Raw genomic sequence first — 18,756 nt, forward strand, 5'->3', positions numbered from 1 at the left:
CTCTTCAAGCCAGACGAATGCGCCAACTATTTCGCCGCTGCCGGCTATGAACCGGAATAGGCCGGATCTGCTCTAGAGCGACGCCATCGAGGGAATGACCAGTTTACAGAGCAATCGTGCGCTCAGAAACCTCGGCGGCCCTCGCTACGTCCTTGTAAGTGTGGCGAAGCGCATGGAATACTTCCGCCCTTGCGTCTTTCAAGTCCCATTGCTTGAAAAGCCGTTGAAATCGCTTTGAAGCGGCACCGGACGGATTTTCCGCTCGATGAAATCCAGGAAACAAAAATCCTCTGCGTTTCGAAATGAAGCCACCCAGTCGACAAACCCCAACTCGACGAGCAGATCATGCACCACCATAAAACGTCTGGAATTTTCCGTCTTCAACGATCTGCTGGAAGCATACTGGGACGTGGTTAAGTTGAAAATGTGCTTGCCGGCAGTGGACACAAGTGTGGCTTTCTGAAGGCACACCAGCTCCCCAATGCGAGCGCCGGTTAAAAGGGCTAGGAGCGGGACGATCGCTTCCTCCGGCCTCTCCCGCTCGGCGGCTTTTGCCAGAATCACATTCACTTTCTCCGGCCAAAATTCGTGACGGACAACCGATGCACTCTTCGCTTTTATCCGGACCTTTCCAAATTTTTCATACGGGAAAGGGATACCGTTCGCGGCACATGCGTATCTGATCGCCGATTTCACGCGTCCGATATATCCGGTCAGGATCATATTTTCGGTGATGAACCGTTTGCCGCGCATCACATCCGAGCCTGATATCGCCAGGTCGATAATCTGCCCGATCGGCATTCCTTTCAGATGCGGGTCGATTGAATGCCGCTCTGGAAGGTGAGTGAGACGACTGAGAGGCTGCAAGATCGCGCTCGTAGTCTGCGGCAAGGGTTCGCGTTCGGTCGCAAAGAGCTAGGAACGACGACGATAAGAGTTCTGAGCGCTCCTTCAATTCAGCAACGCGGTCCGCGTCGGTGAGTCTGCCGTGTGCGGACTTTTTCGAATGTCGGTTCTCGACGTCTGAGAGCATTCGCGCCAAGGTCGCGATTTCCTTCTCGACCCCTTCGAGGATGCTTTTCCGGTTCACCTGCGCACCGCCGAATTCGACGAAGAACTCCCTCGACATCACGTCCTCCAATCTGACTGCAACTCTCCGTGCGATCTTCGACGCAAGCCTCCGATCGTCCGTGGGTATTCGTGAGCGCAACGGAGTACGGCCGAGAACGGGAATCAGATCAGCGGGAATCGCAAACTGGAAGAAGAACGACGATCCGCGCTTCCAGACATAGGACGGGGCACGCATGTGTAGGCTCCTGTGTGTGGAGCCGGAATCGCGTGAAAATTCGGTAAATTAACCAATGGGGTAGCGCTGGCGGAGAGGAAGGGATTCGAACCCTCGATACGGTCTCCCGTATACTCCCTTAGCAGGGGCGCATTTCCCGTCCTAAGCCCTTGATGCGTATGCATCGGCTTCGGCATTCCCCCGAATTTCCCCCACTTCTCGGAAATCCCATCCTCGCTTGAGGGCATCGGCACCGAGCGTCGGAGTGCCGATCTTCGTGTAGCGCTGCCACTCCCCCGACTTCCATCCGCCTTCGTCCTGCAGGCGGCGCACGTCCTTCGTCTGCGCGTGAAACCAAGTCGCCCACGAGTGCCTGCAGACATGCGGCGTGAAGCGGGCCGGGTCCAGCTCCGCAGCCTCCACGGCGCGGTCGAACGACTTCTTGATCTGGCCGCCGCTGGCCTTGCCATGGCGAAAGCCGAGACCGTCGGCACGTCGGAAGACGGGTCCGGTCTGGCCGATCGTCGGAAGGGTGGAGAGCGCGGCCACGACGCGGGGGATCAGCGAGACGCGCCGTTCCTCGCCGTTCTTCGTGTCCCGCAGGATAGCGAAGCGATGATCGAGCGAGATGTCGTGCCCGTCCAGGGTGATCGCCTCGCTCATCCGGCAGCCTTGGCCGAACAGGAACGTCACCATCGGCGCCAGGAAGCCGTTCCGGTCCCGGCCGAGCTCGGTGATCACAGCATCGGCTTGTTCGGGCAGGAAGAAGACGGTGCGCTTGTTGCCGCCGGCTGGGGCCCGCATCTTCGGAACGGTGCACAGATCATCCTCGGCGGCGAGGTTCAGGATCGCCTTGACCGGGGTGTAGAGCTGCCGCCGGATGGTGGCCGGCGCGGCGCCCGGGTAGAGCGCATTCGCAGCACGGCGCATCTCGGCATTGGTGATCTCGGAGACGAGCGTGTTGGAGAAGTAGCGCAGGAGAGGGGCGATGAACCGGGCCGTCGGCTTCGCGGTCAGGTAGAGGTTCGCCGCCTGGGTGAAGGTCAGTCCCCGTTCACCAATCTGATCGGAGGATAGCTCGGCGAGGACGCCGGGGAGGGCACGGCGCGCGGCCGCCGCGGTTGTCCACTTCCGGCTGACTTCGACCCGCTTGCCGTCGACGGTGCCACGGAGGACCCAGTACGGACTTTTCGGGCGACGCTTCGGCTCGAGCATGCAGGCTCCACGATCTTCTCAAGGTCCTCGGGCAGAAAGAACACCTCCCGACCGACCTTACGATACGCGCCGATCTGCCGGGCCTTCTCCCGGAGCGAGCGCTCGGTGACTTTCACACCGCGCATCAACAGCTTTTCCACAGCCTCCGCTGGGCTGATGGCGCGGTCAAGAATGGTGTCCGCCATCCGCTAGTCCTCCCGCTGCCGCGCCCGCAGCCGCTCGATTTCGTCGGCCGCATCGTCGCAGGTGTTGCGATCCTCCGTCCGGGCGATGAGCCGGATCCAGTTCGCGAGATTGCGAAGCCGGGTGACGATGTCTTTGGTCTTTTCCTCGGCGCTCATTCGGAGCCTCCAGTGCGGAGAGCGCGAAGCCCAGCCCAAGCGCGGGATCGGTAGCGTTCCTTGTCAGCCCGGCCCAAGCCGTCGAAGTCTCGGCCATCGCACTTCGCGTCAGACCGTGCGACGGTTTCGATCTCGGCCATTCCGATCTCGACTACTGCCGGTGCCTGGAGGCGAGAGGCGGCTTCGCGGGCAGCGGCAAGGTCCATAGTCGCGGCTTCCCGCTGATCCACGTCCCAGAGGAAGCCTTCGCACTTGAGCGCGGCGTCCAGCCAGTTCAAAGCAGTATCGATCTCCGCGTTGCGCGGCTTCGACAGGTCGCTCATTACGCTGCCCTCCGTTCGCGCATCTCGGACAGCGCCATGTCTTCGGTCTGCATCCACAGCCGATCGCGGGCGTCGGATATGCCGTCCGTCAGCGGGTGGATGATGTCGAGAAGGCTCACGAAGTCGTCGCAGCCGGCCTCGGACAGCGCCTTGACGAGCTTGCCGAAGCTCTGCACCAGATCCGCCGTCATCGGCGCAATGACGCGCTGGTTGGCGTGCTTCTCGCCGTGCGACAGGTCGCTGAAAAAGACCGCCTGCTTGCTGTCGGCATGGGCGAACTGGAGCGCCTGGATCATATCGACGAACGCGGTATCGAGGGCTTTACGCGGGTCATGTGCCATGGTCGGGTTCCTTCCTCTGGCGTTCAGCGGGATAGGGCGGCGATGCGTTCGGCTTGCTGACTGCTGATCGCGTCGGCGAGGCGAAGTTCGTTGCGAAGATTGGCGACAACATCGAGAAGCCGCGCGTTCTCTGCCCTCAGCGCTTCCTCTGTCGAGGTGCCTTTTGCCTGATTGGCGCGGTAATCGCGGAAAAGCTGGCGCAATGCTTCGGTCGGAGGCGGCGGGTTCTCAAAGTAGGCGTCCCACGTCTCGTAGCCGTCTGGCGGTGGAGACAATTCGTCATCCGCTTCCTCTGTCGAGGTGGATGGGGCGGGGGTGTCTTCGCTATCGTAGACGAATGCAGGCCACTGCCGGCTGGAGCCTTGCGGTTCACGTGCGGCGAACCAAGCTGCGATATCGGCCTTCATCTCGGCGCAGACGTTCTCGTCATCCAACGCGGCGGCAAGCCACGCCCCAAGCTTCTCGTCCGCCCGCACCACGTCATGGGGCAAGTCGGATGCGGCGGGCTGGGGGGCGGCTCCATTCGCGAGAGGATCGCCCGGCATCAGGAACGGCATGATGCGGCATTCCTTCCCGATTGGAACCCGCCCCGTGCGGGGCATCCACTGTATGTACGGGTCACCCCAGTCGCCGCGTTCTTTCAGGCTAACAAGACAGGCATAGGAGCCCGCTGGCGCACTGGCATAGTCGAACCACTTTCCCCATGTCGGAGCGTCGGTGCCGCTCATCGTCTTGTCCTCAGTGCTCGATTGATCGGATGCTGGCGAGTTGCCGGGTCAGGCCGCGTCTTCGATGTCGGCCTCGGCCGCGACGCACATCAGCGAACATTCCATGCTCGGCTCTGTGTTGTGGTTGCCGCGATCCGGCGCCAATGCGTCAAGGCTGATGCGTTCGCCGGTCTTCCGCTCTCGCCAGAAATACGAGTTCGGGCCGAGCTCACGCTGCAATGCGGCCATGCGTTCGTAGACATCTGGGAAGTCGCGGCGGATCTTATTCCAGTAGCCCATGCCGCCTTTGACGCAGCCGATGCAGTTGTTGTTGTGGTAGCCGAGGCGGTACATCGCAGGCAGTTCAATGCCGGCGCGTTCGATCATCGCGAGGCAGTCTGCTTTGCCGAGCCCAGCGTCGATGAGCGGCGTCAGAAACGGCTGCTCGAAGTTCTGTTCTCGGAACTGTGCAACCCGATGCGCCTCTTCCTTCGTGTAGCCGAAGACGAGAACGTCGCCGGGCTGCTGGAAGTCGTAGGTCGGCGCCCGCTTCAGAACGCCAGTGCATTTGGCTCCGCCTTGTCCTACGAGGAAGCGTTCCTTCTCGAAGACATGCCAAGTGTCGCGATACTTGTCGGACTTCAGCGTCTCAATCGGGTGGTTGAACCACCGAACACAGTCGGCCAGGAACCGCTTGCTGTCGGGGTGCTCGGAGCCCGGATCGCTGTAGGTGATAACGACACGTTCGCGGGGGTATTTCGCCAGCGTCAGTTTCGTCGCGACCGCCGAGGCAGCCCCGCAGGAAAATCGGCACACAATGCGGTTCTGGCTCATCGGCTCGTCCTCAATTCGGGTTGGTGTGAGCTACGGCGAGTTGCCGGCGCAGTTCGTTTGCGAGTGCGACGGCCTTCTGGTGTTCGCGCTCCATCGCCAGGACGAAGCCGTCACGGTCGAGGAGGATCAGGAGGAGGCGGCGCATTAGGATCGGGCCTTGGCGATTGCAGCCTTCGCGGCGTCGATGCGCGTCAGGCTGATGAAGTCTCCCTCGTCCAGATTGGCGGTGAGGGATTCCAGCGCAGCGAGCAGGTCGGGGGCGGCGGCGATGAGGCGGGCGTTGGCCTCGCCCTCTGCCGTGTCGCCATCACCGTTGCCGTAATCAGACCGGACGGTAGCAAGCTCTGCCCAAGAACCGATCTCGGGTTTGCCATCCCGCCGCGGGTAGACTTCGAGGGTGTCAGTGCTGAACCCTTCGCGGATAAGCCAAGGCCCGGGCGTATGCTTCGCTTCCGTCGTCATGCTCTGTCCTCCGGTTGGCAGCGCTTGGCTGCTGGGGGTGGGGGTTAATCGCGGGCGGGCTCGTCATCATCTGAGCCGACCTCGACTGCCTCGACTTCCCAAGGGTGCGGGCAGTAGCAGACGTTCCCCTGCGTGAACTGATCGACTGCTTCCCATTCTTCGATGTCGTCCCGGCAAACTTCTTCGAAGGCGATGGAGATCGCTTCTTCTTTGCTCTCGGCCTGAACCGTCTTGAAAGCGTGCCCGGCGATCGGGATCGTGATTTCGAAGGTCTTCATCTTCGTCTCTCCGTATGGCGTTCGATGGGGAGGGGCGGGGCACTTGGCCCCGAGGGGTTAGGCGGCGCTTGTCAGTCGCGCTTCCAGAGCGGCTCGATCCGCCTCGTATTCCGCAGGGCCGGCCATCACATTGGCGATGCAGGAGACGGCGTAGGCCGCCTCACGATCCTGACGCTCGCGCGCACCGTGCTTGTGGTCGGGGTGGAAGAAGATCTCGGGGCGCAGACCGTCCTTCTTGAGCCGGCCCAGCGCGCCTGCCTTGACCGCTGCCGCGAGTTCTTTGCGAACCGCAGCCGGGATGCGGCCATGGATGACGCGAGAACCCTGGCAGAGGATGTTTTGGACGTTCGGCCCGAATGCGTCGGTGTAGCGGGTCATCTGTTGGCTCCGGGTTCGGTGCGTTTCGATTGGCGGGGTGATTGATCAGGCGTCAGGCGGCCTCGACGGCGCGCGGCTGGGTCTTCACGACGAAGAAAGGCTCGCCCTCGCGGTCGCATGCGGCGACGGCGGCCTTGCCAAAGCGATCTTCGAGCGCCTTCCGGTTCAGGGATTTTCGGGACTGCAGGGAGACCATGGCGATGAATTCGTCGCCGCCTACCGCATCACGCGGGCCGGCCATCTCGATGATCTGCGCCTTGAGCGCCTTTTCGCGCTCGTCGAGCTCAGCCTTCTGCGCCTTGATGTCGGCCAGCTCGTCGACCGGGTGGCGGTTCTTGGTGGTGGTTGGCATTTCCGGGCTCCATCGATTGCGATGAGCGGATAATGCGTAACGCATAACGCGGTGTCAATGCATAACGCATAAAATTGTTGAGCGCGGACGAATCACCCTCCGACGGGACTCGACTCCGATCCGGGCGAGGGCCTAAAAGAACAAAACATGAACTAAGGGGAGGCGGGGATGCTGCTGAGGCACGGAGACCGGTGTATCGCGTATGTCTCTACGCTGCGCATCTCATGCGATGATTGCGGACGGGAGCGGGAAATCGCCGCGGCCGAAATCCTGGCCGGCGCCTTGCCTCCGCATGCCACCGTCAACGAGCTGGGGCGGCGACTGCGGTGTCGCTACTGTCTGTCCCTGGGCGGGGAGGCAGCGAATGTCCTGCTGTGGCCGAGGTGGGCTTAGCCGCCCATCACGATGCGATGGACCGACACGACGCGGTCGGCATCGAAGGTCAGTTCCTGTTCGGGGTTGAACTGGCTGAGCGTGAGGCTCTGGACGTTCTTCCGGACAAAGCGTTTCACATATGCGTCGGGGGTGGCCGGGTCGTCGCCCCGGATCTGGGCGACCACGAAATCCCCGCGACGCACTGAAACGCCGGGGTTCACGTAGACCGTCTCTCCGGCATAGTAGCGCGGCTCCATGCTGTCGCCGGCCACCATCACACCATAAGCATTGCGAACGCCGCGAAGAGCGGGAGGCGCCAGGACGTCCTCGATCTTGTTGCCGTTCAGCGGGAACTGGCCCTCGCTGCCGCCCACGGCGTGGCCGTACACGGGGATCTTCTCGTTCGGGTCGAAGGTGACCGGCTTGGGGTCGATGACGGCGTTGGGCGGCGACTCGAGGTGAGTGGTAAACCCCATCGTCATCGATGCATCGCCGCTCGGGCCCTTGCCGGTGCCGAAGAGCAGCCACGACGGGTCCACTTTGAAGCGGCGCCCATATGTTGCCGCTGCAACCGCACCGTAGCCGCGCGATCCGTTCTCATGTCCGAGATAGGTCGCGACCTTCATCCCGAGCGCGCTGGCGGCGTCTGTTCCGGTTGTGAACCCGGCGGCCTCGCGGGCCATCCTCAAGCGATCTGATTTTTCCATATCGGCAGAATGCATCGAAAAATTATGCGAATGGCATTGACGATGCATTATGCGTAACGCATTATGAGGGAGAACCAACAAGAGAGCTCGTCGCAGATCATGGAATCTCGCCAGGAAATCGATGTCCGTTCTGTCCGCACCAGTCTCGGCTGGTCGCAGGGCCGTCTGGCCGAATACCTCGGCTGTGATCAGTCCACTGTTTCGCGCCTTGAAAACGGCGGCCGGATTAGTGGTCCGATCCGTCAACTCCTCTCCCGCCTGTCCGACCGAAGCGATGTCGAGGCCGCAGCATGATTGCGGCGCTCGCCCTCACTGCGTCAGCGGCGTGCGCGGGAGCGACCCTTGTTCGCATCTTCCTCGACGCGCGGCGTGGTGGCCCGGCTTTCGCCGTCCACCATCCGCAGTCGTCTGACTATTCTCTCGGTGATTTCGCCGATGCTCACGGCCACCATTTCGCTTCCCGGCACCATGGTGGCCCTCTTGGTCCCTTCAATCCCGTCTCCTTCGTTCGCCGCTCCGTCCATGACCAAGAACTTGGCATGGAGGGACTGGCATGTCCGACACCAGACGTGTCGCGCGCGACATCAAGCGTGACGAGGGCGACATGAGTGAAGTCGCTGTGATGGAAGCGAGGGAGCGGCTCGTCTTCCTGACGAGATGCGAGCACCGCGGCCCGACCGATACCTGGACGGCCGCGCGGGATCGAACCGCTCGCAAGATCGGCCTTGATCAGTCCTATGCGCGCCGCCTGTGGCAGCGCTGGCAGGACATGAAGGACGTGTCGGGCGGCGCATATCGCTCGCTGCTGATCGCCTATCACGCCCAGTGCGACCGCCTTGACGAGGTGGGCGACCACTTCGACCGCAAAACGAAGGATCTCCTGAATGAAGCGCATGGCGAAGAGCGGCGCGAGAGCGGCGTGGAAGGCGATCGTCTACTGGCTGGTCGGCCTGTTCCGCAGGCGTCGTCGCCGCTTTGCCGAGCGGGACAGGAACGAACCTGAATGACCGCGGTCCAGATCACCAAATCGGAGCCCGTGGCGGGGCGCCGTGAGCGAGTGGCCGGGGAGGGAGCCTCCCAGCCCGCCCCGGTCGCTTTCACCATTCCGACCCCGCCGTCGGCGAACGCCCTGTTCAAGAACGTGAAGGGCGTCGGCCGGGTCAAGGCCAAGCACTACGACGACTTCGTCCGGATGGCCGTCACTGCAATTCGTCGGCAGGGCATCGTGCCAATCTCCGGCCCTGTGATCGTGATCTTCGGCGTCGAGCGCATGTCCGATCGCGCCGACATCGACAACCGCATCAAGGCGATGCTGGACGCGATCGTCGAGGCGAAGACCATCGACGACGACCGCTTCGTGACCGCCCTCGCGATTTCCTGGCTGCCATCAGCCAACGGCATGTCCCACGTCCGCCTGCTGCCGGTGCAGCGGCTTGATGTGAGCTTCCACCCCTCGACCAACGGCGCGACCGGCGGGTGGTTTATCGAAGCGCCTTGTGACGAAGGAGACCACGATGGCGATCAGCCTCAGTGACCTCAGGACCGTTCGGGCCGACCAGCCCCCGCGTGTCCTCATCTACGGAAACGAGGGCGTCGGGAAGACGACACTCGCGTCGGAATTCCCCAACCCCGTCTTCCTGCAGGCCGAGGAAGGCACGCCGGGCGAGCTCGAGCTCCAGTCGTTCGGTACGCTTTCCACGTTCAATTCGGTCATGGAAGCCATGGAGGCTCTCTACAACGACGACCACAGCTTCCAGACGATGGTGCTGGACAGCGTCACGGCGCTGCAGCGGCTCATCTTCGACGAGACCTGCCGGCGCGGCGACGAGCATGGCTCGGCCAAGGCACGGATCGAGGACTTCGGTTACGGCAAGGGCTACGTCAACGCGAAGGTGGTCCTCCGCGAGTTCCTGGACGGCTGCAATCTGCTTCGGCGGGATCGCGGCATGGCAATCGTCATGATCGCACACAGCGTGGTGACGAAGTTCGACGACCCGGAGACGGCGTCCTACGACCGGTACGAGATCGACCTGCACAAGCACTTGAACGGCGAGATCACCCGCGACCTGGACGCGATCCTGCTGCTGAAGAAGCCGGTGAACGTGAAGGGCGAGACGAAGCAGGGCGCCCTGTCAAAGACGGACAAGACCACGGCCCGCACCCGCGCCGAGGGCTCGGCATCGACGGTTCTGATGCACGGCGTGGGTAAGCCCGCCTACGTGGCGAAGAACCGCTACGGCCTGCCGGAGAGCATGCGGTTCGACCGCGGCGCCGGCTACCAGGCGCTCGCCCAGTACTTCCCCCAGATCGGAAACGCAGAGCCGGCCAAGGCCGCGGCATAAGGAACGTCATCATGGTCAACATCGCAGGTTACAACGCCGCCGATCACGAGCCGTCAGGCGAGTTCGAGCGGATCCCGGAAGGCCGTTACCACGCCGAAATCGTCAACTCGGAAGAGAAGGGCATCGGCGAGAACGGCGGCAGCGGCGTCAAGCTCTCGCTGACGTGGAAGATCATCACCGGCCCGCTCGAAGGGCGCCTGATCTGGCAGGACATCCTGCATGGCTACAACGTGCAGGGCGAGAAGGGCGACAAGACCCGCGACATCGCGGCCCGCCAGCTTTCGGCGGTGTGTCACGCAGTCGGCAAGCTTGCTCCGAAGGACACCGAGGAGCTGCACCACATCCCCTGCGAGGTCAGCTACGGGCCGCAGAAGAAGAACCCGCAGTACGACGAGGTGAAGGGCGTGAAGGCCCTGAACGGCGCTGGTGCGGCGGCGGGCGCGGGTAGCGCGGGCGGCGGTGCGAGGTCCGGCTTCGGCGGCGGCCAGACTGCGGCCAATACCGGGGCGGCCGCAAGCGGAGGCTGGCCGAAGCGGGCATAGCCTAGCGGCGGAGCGGTGGTGACGGCCTAGGAACCTACACCGCTCCGCACTTCCCATCGACCAACATCTTCAACGTCGCTCGAAGGAGATTTCAGCGATGACAGGAAACGTGTGCCCTGAAAAGGGGAAACGCCCGCGCCGCACCGGCTGGCTCAAGAACCCCAAGCTGGCCCGGAAGGGCGAGACCATCGGCGGCGGATGGTTCGTCTTCCGTCGCGGCGACGACACCGGCCGGATCCGGCCCGCATGGTGGCCGTTCGAGTATGCGTGCCGTGAGGCCGCTGCCAAGCAGGCCCTGGCCTTGGCAATTGCCAACCCCGGATATCGCTTCGACGTGGTCGGCGTCGCCGAGAGTGTCTGCATGCCGGCTGTGGCAGCGATGGCGGAGGCGGCGTGATGGGCGACAATCACCCGACCTGCCCATGCTGCGGGGCCAAGGTCTCCCCGATTGATCTCGTCATGGACGAGAGCACCGGGATCGTCATGCACGAAGGCGTGACGGTCAGGCTTCCGGCCCAGCAATTCCGTCTCCTCAAGGCGCTGCTGGATGCGTATCCGCGCACGCTGACGAAAGACACTCTCCTCTCGGCGGTCGCCACCGGCCCGAACCCGGATGACTGGCCTGAGCCGAAGCTGGTCGACGTGTTGGTCTGCCGCGTTCGCAAGCTCATCGATCCGATGGGCCTCGTGATCGCGACGCAGTGGGGCGTCGGCTACCACTTGGAGATCGGCGATGAGGCCAAGGCCGCGCTAATCAAATCAGAGAGCTTCAATGCCACGCGGAACGTCCGCAGCTCGATCGACGACGCCGACATCAAGAACGTCGCGCGGCTCCGCGCCGAGGGCTGGCCGTCGACGGAAATCGCGCGCCGGCTGAAGCTCACCTATCGCGCAGTTGCGGCTGCGATCGACAAGATCGAACAGCAGCGGAGGGCTGCCTGATGGTCGCCCTTCCCACCACCCTCCTGTCCCCGACCATCGCCGCGATCGACGCCCATTACGAGGCGCACCAGGACGCGCGGCACAATCAGCGGCTGACCGGGCGAATGCTTGCCGCTGAGTGCGACAGGCGCGTCTGGCTCGAATTCCGGTGGTCGGCTCCGCCGTCTGAATTCAAGGGCCATACCGTCCGGGCGAATTTCACCCGCGAACAGGCAGTGCAGGAGATCGTCCAGGCGCTCTCCGATCTGCGCCAGTCAGTTCCGGGGCTCGTGGTGGAGCAGGCCGACAGTCAGACCTTCCGGCCATTCGAGACATCGGCGCTGGACGGTCATTTCTTCCAGAGGCTGCAGGGGAAGGTCACTGGCCTCATCGAGGCGCCGAAGCGCGTTCACCTGCTCTATGCCGACCGGCAGCGGGACAAGGCCTTTCAGCAGATCAGGAAAGCCGGCCTTGCCGAAGCCGCGCCGGCGCGCATGCCGGCCATCCAACTCGGGATGCATTTGTTCGGCCTCGAGCGTGCGTTCTACGTCGTCGAGAACAAGGACACGAACGAGTTCCACGGCGAGCGCATCCGCTACGACGCTGCCCAGGCGGGGGCGCTGATGGCGAAGGCGGAGCGCGTCCTCGACGCCGCTCGTCCGCTGCCCCGCATCAGCGATGATCCCGACCATTGGATCTGCAAGCGATGCCCTGCGCATTCCGTGTGCCATGGCGGCGCGATGGCCCTCCGCAATTGCCGGACCTGCCTTCACTCGACCCCCGTCATGGGCGGTGATGCCGCGTGGCGCTGCGAACGTCATGGACGGGAACTCAGTGTTCAAGATCAGCAGGCGGGCTGCGGCGAGCATTTGTTCATTCCGGACCTTGTGCCGGGTGAGCAGGTCGATGCCGCGAGTGACGGGTCGTCGGTGACCTACCGGATGGGTGATGGCTCAACCTGGATTGACGGGAGGGCGGCGTGACCCTCTCCACCACCTACGCCGACCTCATCGCCCGCAAGGCCGTCGCCTTCACGCCGCGCGGCTTCGATCACGATTTCGATCTTCACCCCGATCTGTTCCCACACCAGCGGGCCGTGACGGAGTTCTCGTTGCGCGCCGGATCATCGGCCATGTTCCTCGATACCGGGCTGGGCAAGTCCTTCTCGTCCCTCGAATGGGGCCGTGTCGTGATGGAGCGGACGAACAAGCCGGTCCTGATGCTCGCGCCACTGGCGGTCGGACCACAGCACGAGCGCGAGGCGGACCGGTTTGGCATCGATGCCCGCTACGTCCGGACCGCCGACGAAGTGGATGGCGGCGCCCGGATCTACATCACGAACTACGAGCGGGTGGACAACTTCCTCGCCTCCCGCTTCGCCGGCATCATCCTGGACGAGAGCTCCATCCTCAAATCCTTTGCCGGCGTCACGACCAAGAAGCTGATCAAGACGTTCGAGAAAACGCCCTATCGGCTCTGCTGCACCGCTACCCCGGCGCCGAACGATCATACCGAGCTGGGCACCCATGCCGAGTTCCTCGGCGTGATGCGGCGCGACGAGATGCTGCCCCGGTGGTTCATCAACGATACGGCCACCGCCTCCCAGCACTGGCGCATCAAGGGTCACGCTGTGGCCGACTTCTGGCGATGGGTCGCGTCATGGTCGCGTTGCGTGTCCCTGCCGTCCGATCTCGGCTTCGAGGATGGCGATTACGTTCTGCCGTCTATCCAAGTCTTTGAGCACCTCGTCGAGGCCGATCGAACCCTCGACCCGGGCGAGGAGAAGAATGGCAAATTTGCTGGCCAGCACCGACTTTTCCGGATGCCTGATACCTCGGCCACTTCGATCCATGCCGAGAAGCGTCTGACGATCAACGATCGTGCCGACAAGGTAGCGGAGTGCATCGATAGCGACCCATGCGAACCATGGATCGTCTGGTGCGACACCGACTATGAGGCCGACGCGGTCATGGAGCGGGTGCCAGACGCCCAAGAGGTGCGCGGCTCAATGCCCTTGGCCATCAAGGAGGCAAGGCTCGATGCTTTCGCTACTGGCGCCCTTCGTGTCCTCGTCACCAAGCCGTCCATCGCGGGATACGGCCTGAATTGGCAGCACTGCGCCCGTATGGCGTTCGTCGGCCTCTCGTTCTCCTACGAGAATTACTACCAAGCCATCCGCCGGTGCTGGCGCTTTGGCCAGACGCGGCCCGTCGAAGTCCATATCGCCATGGCCGACACAGAGGCGGCGATCAAGCGTGTGATCGACCGCAAGGCCGGCGACCATCTCGCAATGAAGCGCGAGATGCAGGCCGCGATGCGTGCCGCGCACCAATCCCATCAACGCAAAATCACCTACACCCCAACCAAGGAGGCCGGGCTGCCAGCCTGGTTGACGGCATGAAGGTATTGGACGTTCACCACGGCGCCGAGTTCTCGGCCTACAACGCTGACTGCGTCGAGGGCGTGTCGCAGCTTCCGGCAAACAGCGTCGGCTTTTCGATCTACAGCCCGCCCTTTTCTCACCTGTTCGTCTATTCGGACAGTGAGCGCGACATGGGCAACGCGGCCGACGACGCGGAGTTCATGGAGCACTACGGCTTCCTGCTGCGCGAAATGCACCGCGTCACCAAGCCCGGGCGCCTGACTGCGGTCCACTGCACTGACATGCCACGTACCAAGACGACACACGGGCGCGGCGGTTTGTGGGACATGCCCGGCGAGATCATCGCTGCTCATGAGGCGGCCGGGTGGACCTATCACAGCCGCATCACCGTCTGGAAAGACCCCGTGGTCGAGATGCAGCGCACGAAGGCGCACGGGCTGCTCTACAAGACGCTCTGCAAGGATAGCGCCCGGTCGCGACAGGGCCTGCCAGACTACGTCCTGGTGTTCCGCAAGACGCCGGAGGACGAGAAGACCATCGATCCGGTCGGGAAGGATCGTTCCGAATTCCCCGTCCACCAGTGGCAGCAGTGGGCCAGCCCGGTCTGGATGGACATCGAGCAGGGTAATGTCCTGAACGCGCGGATGGCCAAGGACGAGCGCGATGAACGCCACCTGTGCCCCCTCCAGATCGACCTGATCGAGCGCGCCATCCGGCTCTGGTCCAACCCCGGCGACACCGTTCTCTCGCCTTTCATGGGGATCGGCAGCGAAGGGTGGGGCGCGATGCGATGCAAGCGCCGCTTCATCGGGTTCGAGTTGAAGGAGGCCTACTTTCGGCAGGCCGTGAAGAATCTCACGAACATCTCCGACACGACGTTCGCCGGTGATCTTCTGTCGGGGTTTGCAGCATGACCCGCGAAGCCCTTCTCCAGCGCCGCTGTTGCGAGAACGAGGACATCGTCTTCGGCGGCATCACCGTGTCCGTGACCTTCGGATACTACGACGACGGCCGGATCGGCGAGGTGTTCCTCTCTACCCGCAAGATCGGCACCGCCATGGATACTGCGGTCCGCGACATGGCTGTCCTTCTGTCCATCGCGCTCCAATACGGCGTCACGCCCGGCGTCCTGCGGCGATCCCTGACCACCAGCGAGACCGGCGCTCCAGAAGGCCTGGCCGGCAAGATCGTCAGCATGATCGAGGAGCGGCAGTCGTGATCATCCAACCCAGATACTACCAGGCCGAGGCCGAGAACGCGGTGTTCGATTACTGGGCGGGCGGAGGCGGGAATGCACTCGTCGATCTCGCCACTGGTACCGGCAAGTCGGTTGTCATCGCGAACGTTGTCCGCCGGCTTCTCACGACCTGGCCGCAGATGCGCGTCCTGATGCTCGTCCACGTGAAGGAGCTGGTCGCCCAGAACCATGAGGCTGTGCTCCGGACATGGCCGGACGCGCCGATCGGCTTCTATTCCGCCGGGCTCGGCAAGCGCGACACACATCATCGCGTGACCTTCGCCTCGATCCAGTCCGTCTACCGGAAGGCGAGGGCGCTTGGCCCCCGCGATCTCGTCATCATCGACGAGGCCCACCTCGTTCCGAATGGTGCGAAGGGCGCCGGCATGTATCGCAAGCTCCTCGACGACCTCGGCGAGATGGCGGACATGCGGGTGTGCGGGTTCACCGCCACGCCGTTCCGGCTCGACACAGGACGCCTGGACGACGGCACGGACCGCCTGTTCGACAACACGGTCTATTCCTACGGCATTGGGCGAGGGATTGAGGATGGCTTCCTCACTCCTCTCATCTCCAAGGCCTCGGCGTCCGAGATCGATGTCTCGAACGTCCAGCGGCGGGGCGGCGAGTTCGTGGCCGGCTCGCTGGAATCCGCGGCAATGGAGCATCGCCTGACCACGGCCGCCGTGGAGGAGACGATCCGCTACGGGCAGGACCGCCGGTCGTGGCTTGTGTTCTGCGCCGGCGTGAAGCACGCCGCGGCCGTCAGGGACGCGATGCGGGCGAGGGGTGTCATCGCGGAGATGGTGTCGGGCGAGACGCCCAACGGCGAGCGGGATCGGATCATCCGCGATTTCCGTGCCGGTCGAATTCGGTGCCTCACCAATGCGAACGTCCTGACCACCGGTTTCGACGCGCCGGCCACCGACCTCGTTGTGATGCTCCGCCCGACGCTCTCGACCGGCCTCTACGTCCAGATCGTCGGACGCGGAACAAGGCTGGCCCCCGGGAAAGAGAACTGCCTGGTGCTGGACTTCGCCGGCAACGTCCGGCGCCATGGTCCGGTCGATGCGGTGAGCATCATGCCGAAGGGCGGCGGTGCCGGTGAGAGGGGCAAGGCCGAAGTCTCAGACATTCGCGCCAAGGCGTGCCCCGAGTGCGAGACGCTCGCGGCCCTGAATGCGCAGTCGTGCAAGACATGCGGCCACGAGTGGCCGCGCGAGGAGAAGCCACGGCACGAGGCAGAGGCCGACGGCACGACCGGCATCCTCTCCACCGAGGCGGTACCGCCGCAGATGGTCCCGGTTGTCGACTGGCAGTTCCGCCGCTGGAAGAAGGCGGGAGCGCCGGACTCCGTCCGGATCGACTATCTGGCCGGCCTGCAACGCTACCCGGAATGGGTCTGCCCCGAACATGACGGCTATGCCGGCAGGAAGGCTGCCGAATGGTGGGTCATGCATGGCGGCGCGTCGCCGTTCCCGGTGAGCGCGGACGAGATGCTTGCACGCAAGTCAGAGCTTGTCCCGCCGTCGACCATCTCGGTGCGGCCATCGAAGCAGAACCCGAAGTTCACCGACATCGTCGGGCGAACATTTCCTGAGCGGGAGGCGGCGTGATGCGGGTTTTGGTCGCTTGTGAGACGAGCGGGATCGCCCGTCGTGCCTTTAGTGAACTCGGGCACGACGTCTGGTCCTGCGACATCCTCCCCGCCGAGGACCGCAGCAACCGGCATATCCGCTGCGACGTGCGAGACGGCATCCTATCGGAAGGATGGGACCTGCTGGCGGTGATGCACCCGCCGTGCACGCGCCTCTGCCGGTCTGGTAGTCGGTGGATGAGCGGCGCCGGGAAATGGACCGAGCCTCGCCAACTCCCCAAGGGTCGCACGCTCGACGACATGCGTGCCGAGTTCGAGGAAGGCGTCAGCGTTTTCACTGCGTGCTGGGATGCGCCGATCGACCGGGTGGCAATCGAGAACCCGGAGATGAACGATCTCGCACGGGACCGGATGCCAGCGGAACTTCCGCGCCCTCAGATGGTGCAGCCGTTCTGGTTCGGGGATCCGGCCTACAAAGGGACCGGCTGGTATCTGCGCGGGCTTCCCCTGTTGGCAGCGACGGACCTTTTGCCCGAGCCCGAGCGAGGTTCGGACGAATGGAAACGCTGGAACGCGGTTCACAGGATGCCGCCGGGACCTGACCGGACGCGTCTTCGCAGCCGCTCATATCCCGGAATGATGGCCGCCGCTGCCGCCCAGTGGTGCGGCTACGCGGTCAGCGAGATGGGGAGGGCTGCTTGATGGCGCTGAACGCCCTCCACCACACCACAGACGAACGCCCAATCCGCGAAGCAGTAGTAGCGCGGATCAACACGTTGCTCCCATCAGCGCACGTGATTCATGAACTGGACGTCGAGGGTGGCGCGGGGCGTGCGGACATTGCGGCTGTGACTACGGATCACCTCTGGCTCTTCGAGATCAAGAGCGGCCGGGACAAGCTGCACCGTCTTTCCCGGCAGGTGCAGCTGTTCCACCCTGCCTGCCATGGTCTCGTGATCGTGGCCGACGAGAAGTGGTGCGGCCGCGCCGCCAACTACCCGAACTGCGATGTCCGCAAGGTCATCGAGTTCCACGGCGCCGGGACCCTCTGGCAGTGGCCGGTTGGAGGTTGGCCGCACAATCAATGGCAGCTTCCCACCCCGATACCGCCATGGCCGTTGCGGATGCTCCGCCTGCTGACGGCGATGGAGCTACGCGGTCTCACGGCGGGCGCTGACATCCCAGCAGAAGCCGTCACCGATCACCTTGCCCGGACCCTGTCGGGGCAGGCCGTCACTAAGATGGTTTGCCACGCCCTGCGGCAGCGCGCCCCCTCGACCACCAGGAGGGCAGCCTGATGGGCGTTGTCGCGGCACACTCCACATTCACCGCCCGGGGCATTGCGGAGCGCCAGAGGCTGGCAGGGACGCAGGGCAGGTTCATTCAACTCGCTCCACCACCTGCGCCCACGCCCCTGCCACGCGCACCCGCCGCCAGCCTCAATCTCAAATACCGCCTCGTCTACGAGCGGCAGATCGAGCGGTCCTTCCTGCCACCCGCTCCGTACAGGCCGGCCCTTCGGCGTATTCTGGATCGCGTGGCTAAGGCTTACGAGGTCAGCCCGAAGGAGATCCTCGGCCCCAGTCGTGACCGAAAGATAGCTCTCCCCCGGCACGCGTTCTTCTACTGGGCGCGCCGGCTGACCTCGAAGTCGCTCCCTCAGATCGGCCGGTTCTGCGGCGATCGAGACCACACGACCGTGCTGCACGGCGTCCGGGCCTACCCCGGCAAGCGCAGGGAGATGGGCCGCCATGTCCGCGACTTGTGACGCACAAGCACCAACCCGATTCGACGACCAGTGCTGCGGCGTCTGCGCCCGGCAGGCTGTCGGCTACGGCTATGCGCCGAAGGCCCGCTGGGGCCAGCCGGCACTGCCGGTCATGTGGGTTTGCGAAGACCCCGATTGCCTCGCCATCGCAAGGGAGACCTACGGAATGTCGTCCGAAGACTTCAACCGCATCGAGAGCCTTGCGGCGCAGGAGGGGCTGGAGCAGGGCAAGGCGTTCGCCATCAGCATCGGCACGGCCGATCTCGCCGACATGACCGATGCGCAGCGCTGCGAGTTCGCCCGCCAGGTCGTGGCCGGATACCGGACCGCGCTGAAGGTGAAACTCCGGGACGAGGCGCCATTCTGAC

At 63.9% G+C, this 18,756-nt stretch carries 30 protein-coding genes and 1 pseudogene; 16 read left to right on the plus strand and 15 right to left on the minus strand.

Going from position 1 to position 18,756, the window contains the following annotated elements:
• Window positions 1-198 precede the first annotated feature (198 nt).
• From N7I30_RS13710 to N7I30_RS13775, 14 genes and pseudogenes are all read right to left on the minus strand, one after another.
• Window positions 199-867, minus strand: coding sequence for a site-specific integrase (locus N7I30_RS13710; RefSeq protein ID WP_498639813.1), 669 nt, complete (start codon window positions 865-867; stop codon window positions 199-201).
• 274 nt (window positions 868-1,141) lie between these two features.
• A pseudogene (locus tag N7I30_RS13715) lies at window positions 1,142-1,306 on the minus strand (DUF6538 domain-containing protein); the annotation flags it as partial.
• Between the two features lie 141 nt (window positions 1,307-1,447).
• Window positions 1,448-2,500: a tyrosine-type recombinase/integrase gene (locus tag N7I30_RS13720; RefSeq protein WP_498639547.1), complete on the minus strand. Its 1,053-nt coding sequence runs from the start codon at window positions 2,498-2,500 to the stop codon at window positions 1,448-1,450.
• Between the two features lie 188 nt (window positions 2,501-2,688).
• Entirely contained in the window at window positions 2,689-2,841 is a 153-nt protein-coding gene (locus tag N7I30_RS13725) for a hypothetical protein (RefSeq protein WP_498639549.1), read from the minus strand.
• On the minus strand, window positions 2,838-3,164 hold the full coding sequence (locus N7I30_RS13730) for a hypothetical protein (protein WP_498639551.1): 327 nt from the start codon (window positions 3,162-3,164) through the stop codon (window positions 2,838-2,840). Before N7I30_RS13730 ends, N7I30_RS13725 begins: the two co-directional genes overlap by 4 nt.
• Window positions 3,164-3,505, minus strand: a complete 342-nt coding sequence (locus tag N7I30_RS13735) for a hypothetical protein (RefSeq protein WP_498639553.1) — start codon at window positions 3,503-3,505, stop codon at window positions 3,164-3,166. Before N7I30_RS13735 ends, N7I30_RS13730 begins: the two co-directional genes overlap by 1 nt.
• 23 nt (window positions 3,506-3,528) lie before the next feature.
• The gene (locus N7I30_RS13740; protein ID WP_498639554.1) at window positions 3,529-4,233 is read right to left on the minus strand and encodes a hypothetical protein; all 705 of its coding nucleotides are present in this window, start codon (window positions 4,231-4,233) and stop codon (window positions 3,529-3,531) included.
• A 48-nt stretch (window positions 4,234-4,281) separates the two neighbouring features.
• Window positions 4,282-5,046, minus strand: a complete 765-nt coding sequence (locus N7I30_RS13745) for a hypothetical protein (protein ID WP_498639556.1) — start codon at window positions 5,044-5,046, stop codon at window positions 4,282-4,284.
• A gap of 10 nt (window positions 5,047-5,056) precedes the next feature.
• On the minus strand, window positions 5,057-5,191 hold the full coding sequence (locus tag N7I30_RS13750) for a hypothetical protein (RefSeq protein ID WP_498639558.1): 135 nt from the start codon (window positions 5,189-5,191) through the stop codon (window positions 5,057-5,059).
• The gene (locus tag N7I30_RS13755; protein WP_498639559.1) at window positions 5,191-5,508 is read right to left on the minus strand and encodes an XkdD/Y8K6 family phage-associated protein; all 318 of its coding nucleotides are present in this window, start codon (window positions 5,506-5,508) and stop codon (window positions 5,191-5,193) included. The genes N7I30_RS13750 and N7I30_RS13755 overlap by 1 nt, the downstream gene beginning before the upstream one ends.
• Window positions 5,509-5,552: 44 nt before the next feature.
• Entirely contained in the window at window positions 5,553-5,786 is a 234-nt protein-coding gene (locus N7I30_RS13760) for a hypothetical protein (protein WP_498639561.1), read from the minus strand.
• Window positions 5,787-5,843: 57 nt separating this feature from the next.
• Window positions 5,844-6,164 (minus strand): hypothetical protein, encoded by a 321-nt coding sequence (locus N7I30_RS13765; RefSeq protein ID WP_498639563.1) that lies wholly within the window; start codon window positions 6,162-6,164, stop codon window positions 5,844-5,846.
• Window positions 6,165-6,216: 52 nt separating this feature from the next.
• Window positions 6,217-6,516: a hypothetical protein gene (locus N7I30_RS13770; protein ID WP_498639565.1), complete on the minus strand. Its 300-nt coding sequence runs from the start codon at window positions 6,514-6,516 to the stop codon at window positions 6,217-6,219.
• A 389-nt stretch (window positions 6,517-6,905) separates the two neighbouring features.
• Complete coding sequence (locus N7I30_RS13775) at window positions 6,906-7,613, minus strand: S24 family peptidase (RefSeq protein WP_498639567.1); 708 nt, start codon at window positions 7,611-7,613, stop codon at window positions 6,906-6,908.
• A gap of 84 nt (window positions 7,614-7,697) precedes the next feature.
• Here N7I30_RS13775 and N7I30_RS13780 point away from each other — a divergent pair, with 84 nt between their 5' ends.
• On the plus strand, window positions 7,698-7,892 hold the full coding sequence (locus tag N7I30_RS13780; RefSeq protein WP_421461688.1) for a helix-turn-helix domain-containing protein: 195 nt from the start codon (window positions 7,698-7,700) through the stop codon (window positions 7,890-7,892).
• Between the two features lie 23 nt (window positions 7,893-7,915).
• On the opposite strand, the gene N7I30_RS13785 is transcribed toward N7I30_RS13780, so the two are convergent.
• Window positions 7,916-8,068: a hypothetical protein gene (locus tag N7I30_RS13785; RefSeq protein ID WP_498639569.1), complete on the minus strand. Its 153-nt coding sequence runs from the start codon at window positions 8,066-8,068 to the stop codon at window positions 7,916-7,918.
• An 83-nt stretch (window positions 8,069-8,151) separates the two neighbouring features.
• Between N7I30_RS13785 and N7I30_RS13790 the strand changes: the two genes are divergently transcribed.
• From N7I30_RS13790 to N7I30_RS13860, 15 genes are all read left to right on the plus strand, one after another.
• Window positions 8,152-8,601, plus strand: coding sequence for a hypothetical protein (locus N7I30_RS13790; RefSeq protein ID WP_498639571.1), 450 nt, complete (start codon window positions 8,152-8,154; stop codon window positions 8,599-8,601).
• Window positions 8,602-9,132, plus strand: a complete 531-nt coding sequence (locus N7I30_RS13795) for a RusA family crossover junction endodeoxyribonuclease (protein ID WP_498639573.1) — start codon at window positions 8,602-8,604, stop codon at window positions 9,130-9,132. It abuts the gene before it with no gap.
• Window positions 9,113-9,940, plus strand: coding sequence for an ATP-binding protein (locus tag N7I30_RS13800; protein ID WP_498639575.1), 828 nt, complete (start codon window positions 9,113-9,115; stop codon window positions 9,938-9,940). Before N7I30_RS13795 ends, N7I30_RS13800 begins: the two co-directional genes overlap by 20 nt.
• Window positions 9,941-9,951: 11 nt before the next feature.
• Window positions 9,952-10,482: a DUF669 domain-containing protein gene (locus tag N7I30_RS13805; RefSeq protein WP_498639577.1), complete on the plus strand. Its 531-nt coding sequence runs from the start codon at window positions 9,952-9,954 to the stop codon at window positions 10,480-10,482.
• Between the two features lie 97 nt (window positions 10,483-10,579).
• Window positions 10,580-10,879: a hypothetical protein gene (locus tag N7I30_RS13810; protein WP_498639579.1), complete on the plus strand. Its 300-nt coding sequence runs from the start codon at window positions 10,580-10,582 to the stop codon at window positions 10,877-10,879.
• On the plus strand, window positions 10,879-11,424 hold the full coding sequence (locus N7I30_RS13815; RefSeq protein ID WP_498639581.1) for a winged helix-turn-helix domain-containing protein: 546 nt from the start codon (window positions 10,879-10,881) through the stop codon (window positions 11,422-11,424). The genes N7I30_RS13810 and N7I30_RS13815 overlap by 1 nt, the downstream gene beginning before the upstream one ends.
• Window positions 11,424-12,386, plus strand: a complete 963-nt coding sequence (locus N7I30_RS13820; RefSeq protein ID WP_498639582.1) for a hypothetical protein — start codon at window positions 11,424-11,426, stop codon at window positions 12,384-12,386. The genes N7I30_RS13815 and N7I30_RS13820 overlap by 1 nt, the downstream gene beginning before the upstream one ends.
• Window positions 12,383-13,804, plus strand: coding sequence for a helicase-related protein (locus N7I30_RS13825; protein WP_498639584.1), 1,422 nt, complete (start codon window positions 12,383-12,385; stop codon window positions 13,802-13,804). Before N7I30_RS13820 ends, N7I30_RS13825 begins: the two co-directional genes overlap by 4 nt.
• Entirely contained in the window at window positions 13,801-14,700 is a 900-nt protein-coding gene (locus N7I30_RS13830; protein WP_498639586.1) for a DNA-methyltransferase, read from the plus strand. Before N7I30_RS13825 ends, N7I30_RS13830 begins: the two co-directional genes overlap by 4 nt.
• Window positions 14,697-15,005, plus strand: coding sequence for a TSCPD domain-containing protein (locus N7I30_RS13835; RefSeq protein WP_498639588.1), 309 nt, complete (start codon window positions 14,697-14,699; stop codon window positions 15,003-15,005). The genes N7I30_RS13830 and N7I30_RS13835 overlap by 4 nt, the downstream gene beginning before the upstream one ends.
• Window positions 15,002-16,639, plus strand: a complete 1,638-nt coding sequence (locus N7I30_RS13840; RefSeq protein WP_498639590.1) for a DEAD/DEAH box helicase — start codon at window positions 15,002-15,004, stop codon at window positions 16,637-16,639. The genes N7I30_RS13835 and N7I30_RS13840 overlap by 4 nt, the downstream gene beginning before the upstream one ends.
• Window positions 16,639-17,322 (plus strand): hypothetical protein, encoded by a 684-nt coding sequence (locus tag N7I30_RS13845; RefSeq protein WP_498639592.1) that lies wholly within the window; start codon window positions 16,639-16,641, stop codon window positions 17,320-17,322. The genes N7I30_RS13840 and N7I30_RS13845 overlap by 1 nt, the downstream gene beginning before the upstream one ends.
• Complete coding sequence (locus tag N7I30_RS13850; RefSeq protein ID WP_498639594.1) at window positions 17,322-17,918, plus strand: hypothetical protein; 597 nt, start codon at window positions 17,322-17,324, stop codon at window positions 17,916-17,918. Before N7I30_RS13845 ends, N7I30_RS13850 begins: the two co-directional genes overlap by 1 nt.
• Window positions 17,918-18,388: a helix-turn-helix domain-containing protein gene (locus tag N7I30_RS13855; RefSeq protein ID WP_498639596.1), complete on the plus strand. Its 471-nt coding sequence runs from the start codon at window positions 17,918-17,920 to the stop codon at window positions 18,386-18,388. Before N7I30_RS13850 ends, N7I30_RS13855 begins: the two co-directional genes overlap by 1 nt.
• Window positions 18,372-18,755 (plus strand): hypothetical protein, encoded by a 384-nt coding sequence (locus N7I30_RS13860; protein ID WP_498639598.1) that lies wholly within the window; start codon window positions 18,372-18,374, stop codon window positions 18,753-18,755. The genes N7I30_RS13855 and N7I30_RS13860 overlap by 17 nt, the downstream gene beginning before the upstream one ends.
• The last annotated feature ends 1 nt before the right edge of the window (window position 18,756 follow it).

It is taken from the genome of Aurantimonas litoralis, from assembly GCF_026153195.1.
Classification (GTDB): Bacteria; Pseudomonadota; Alphaproteobacteria; order Rhizobiales; family Rhizobiaceae; genus Aurantimonas; species Aurantimonas coralicida.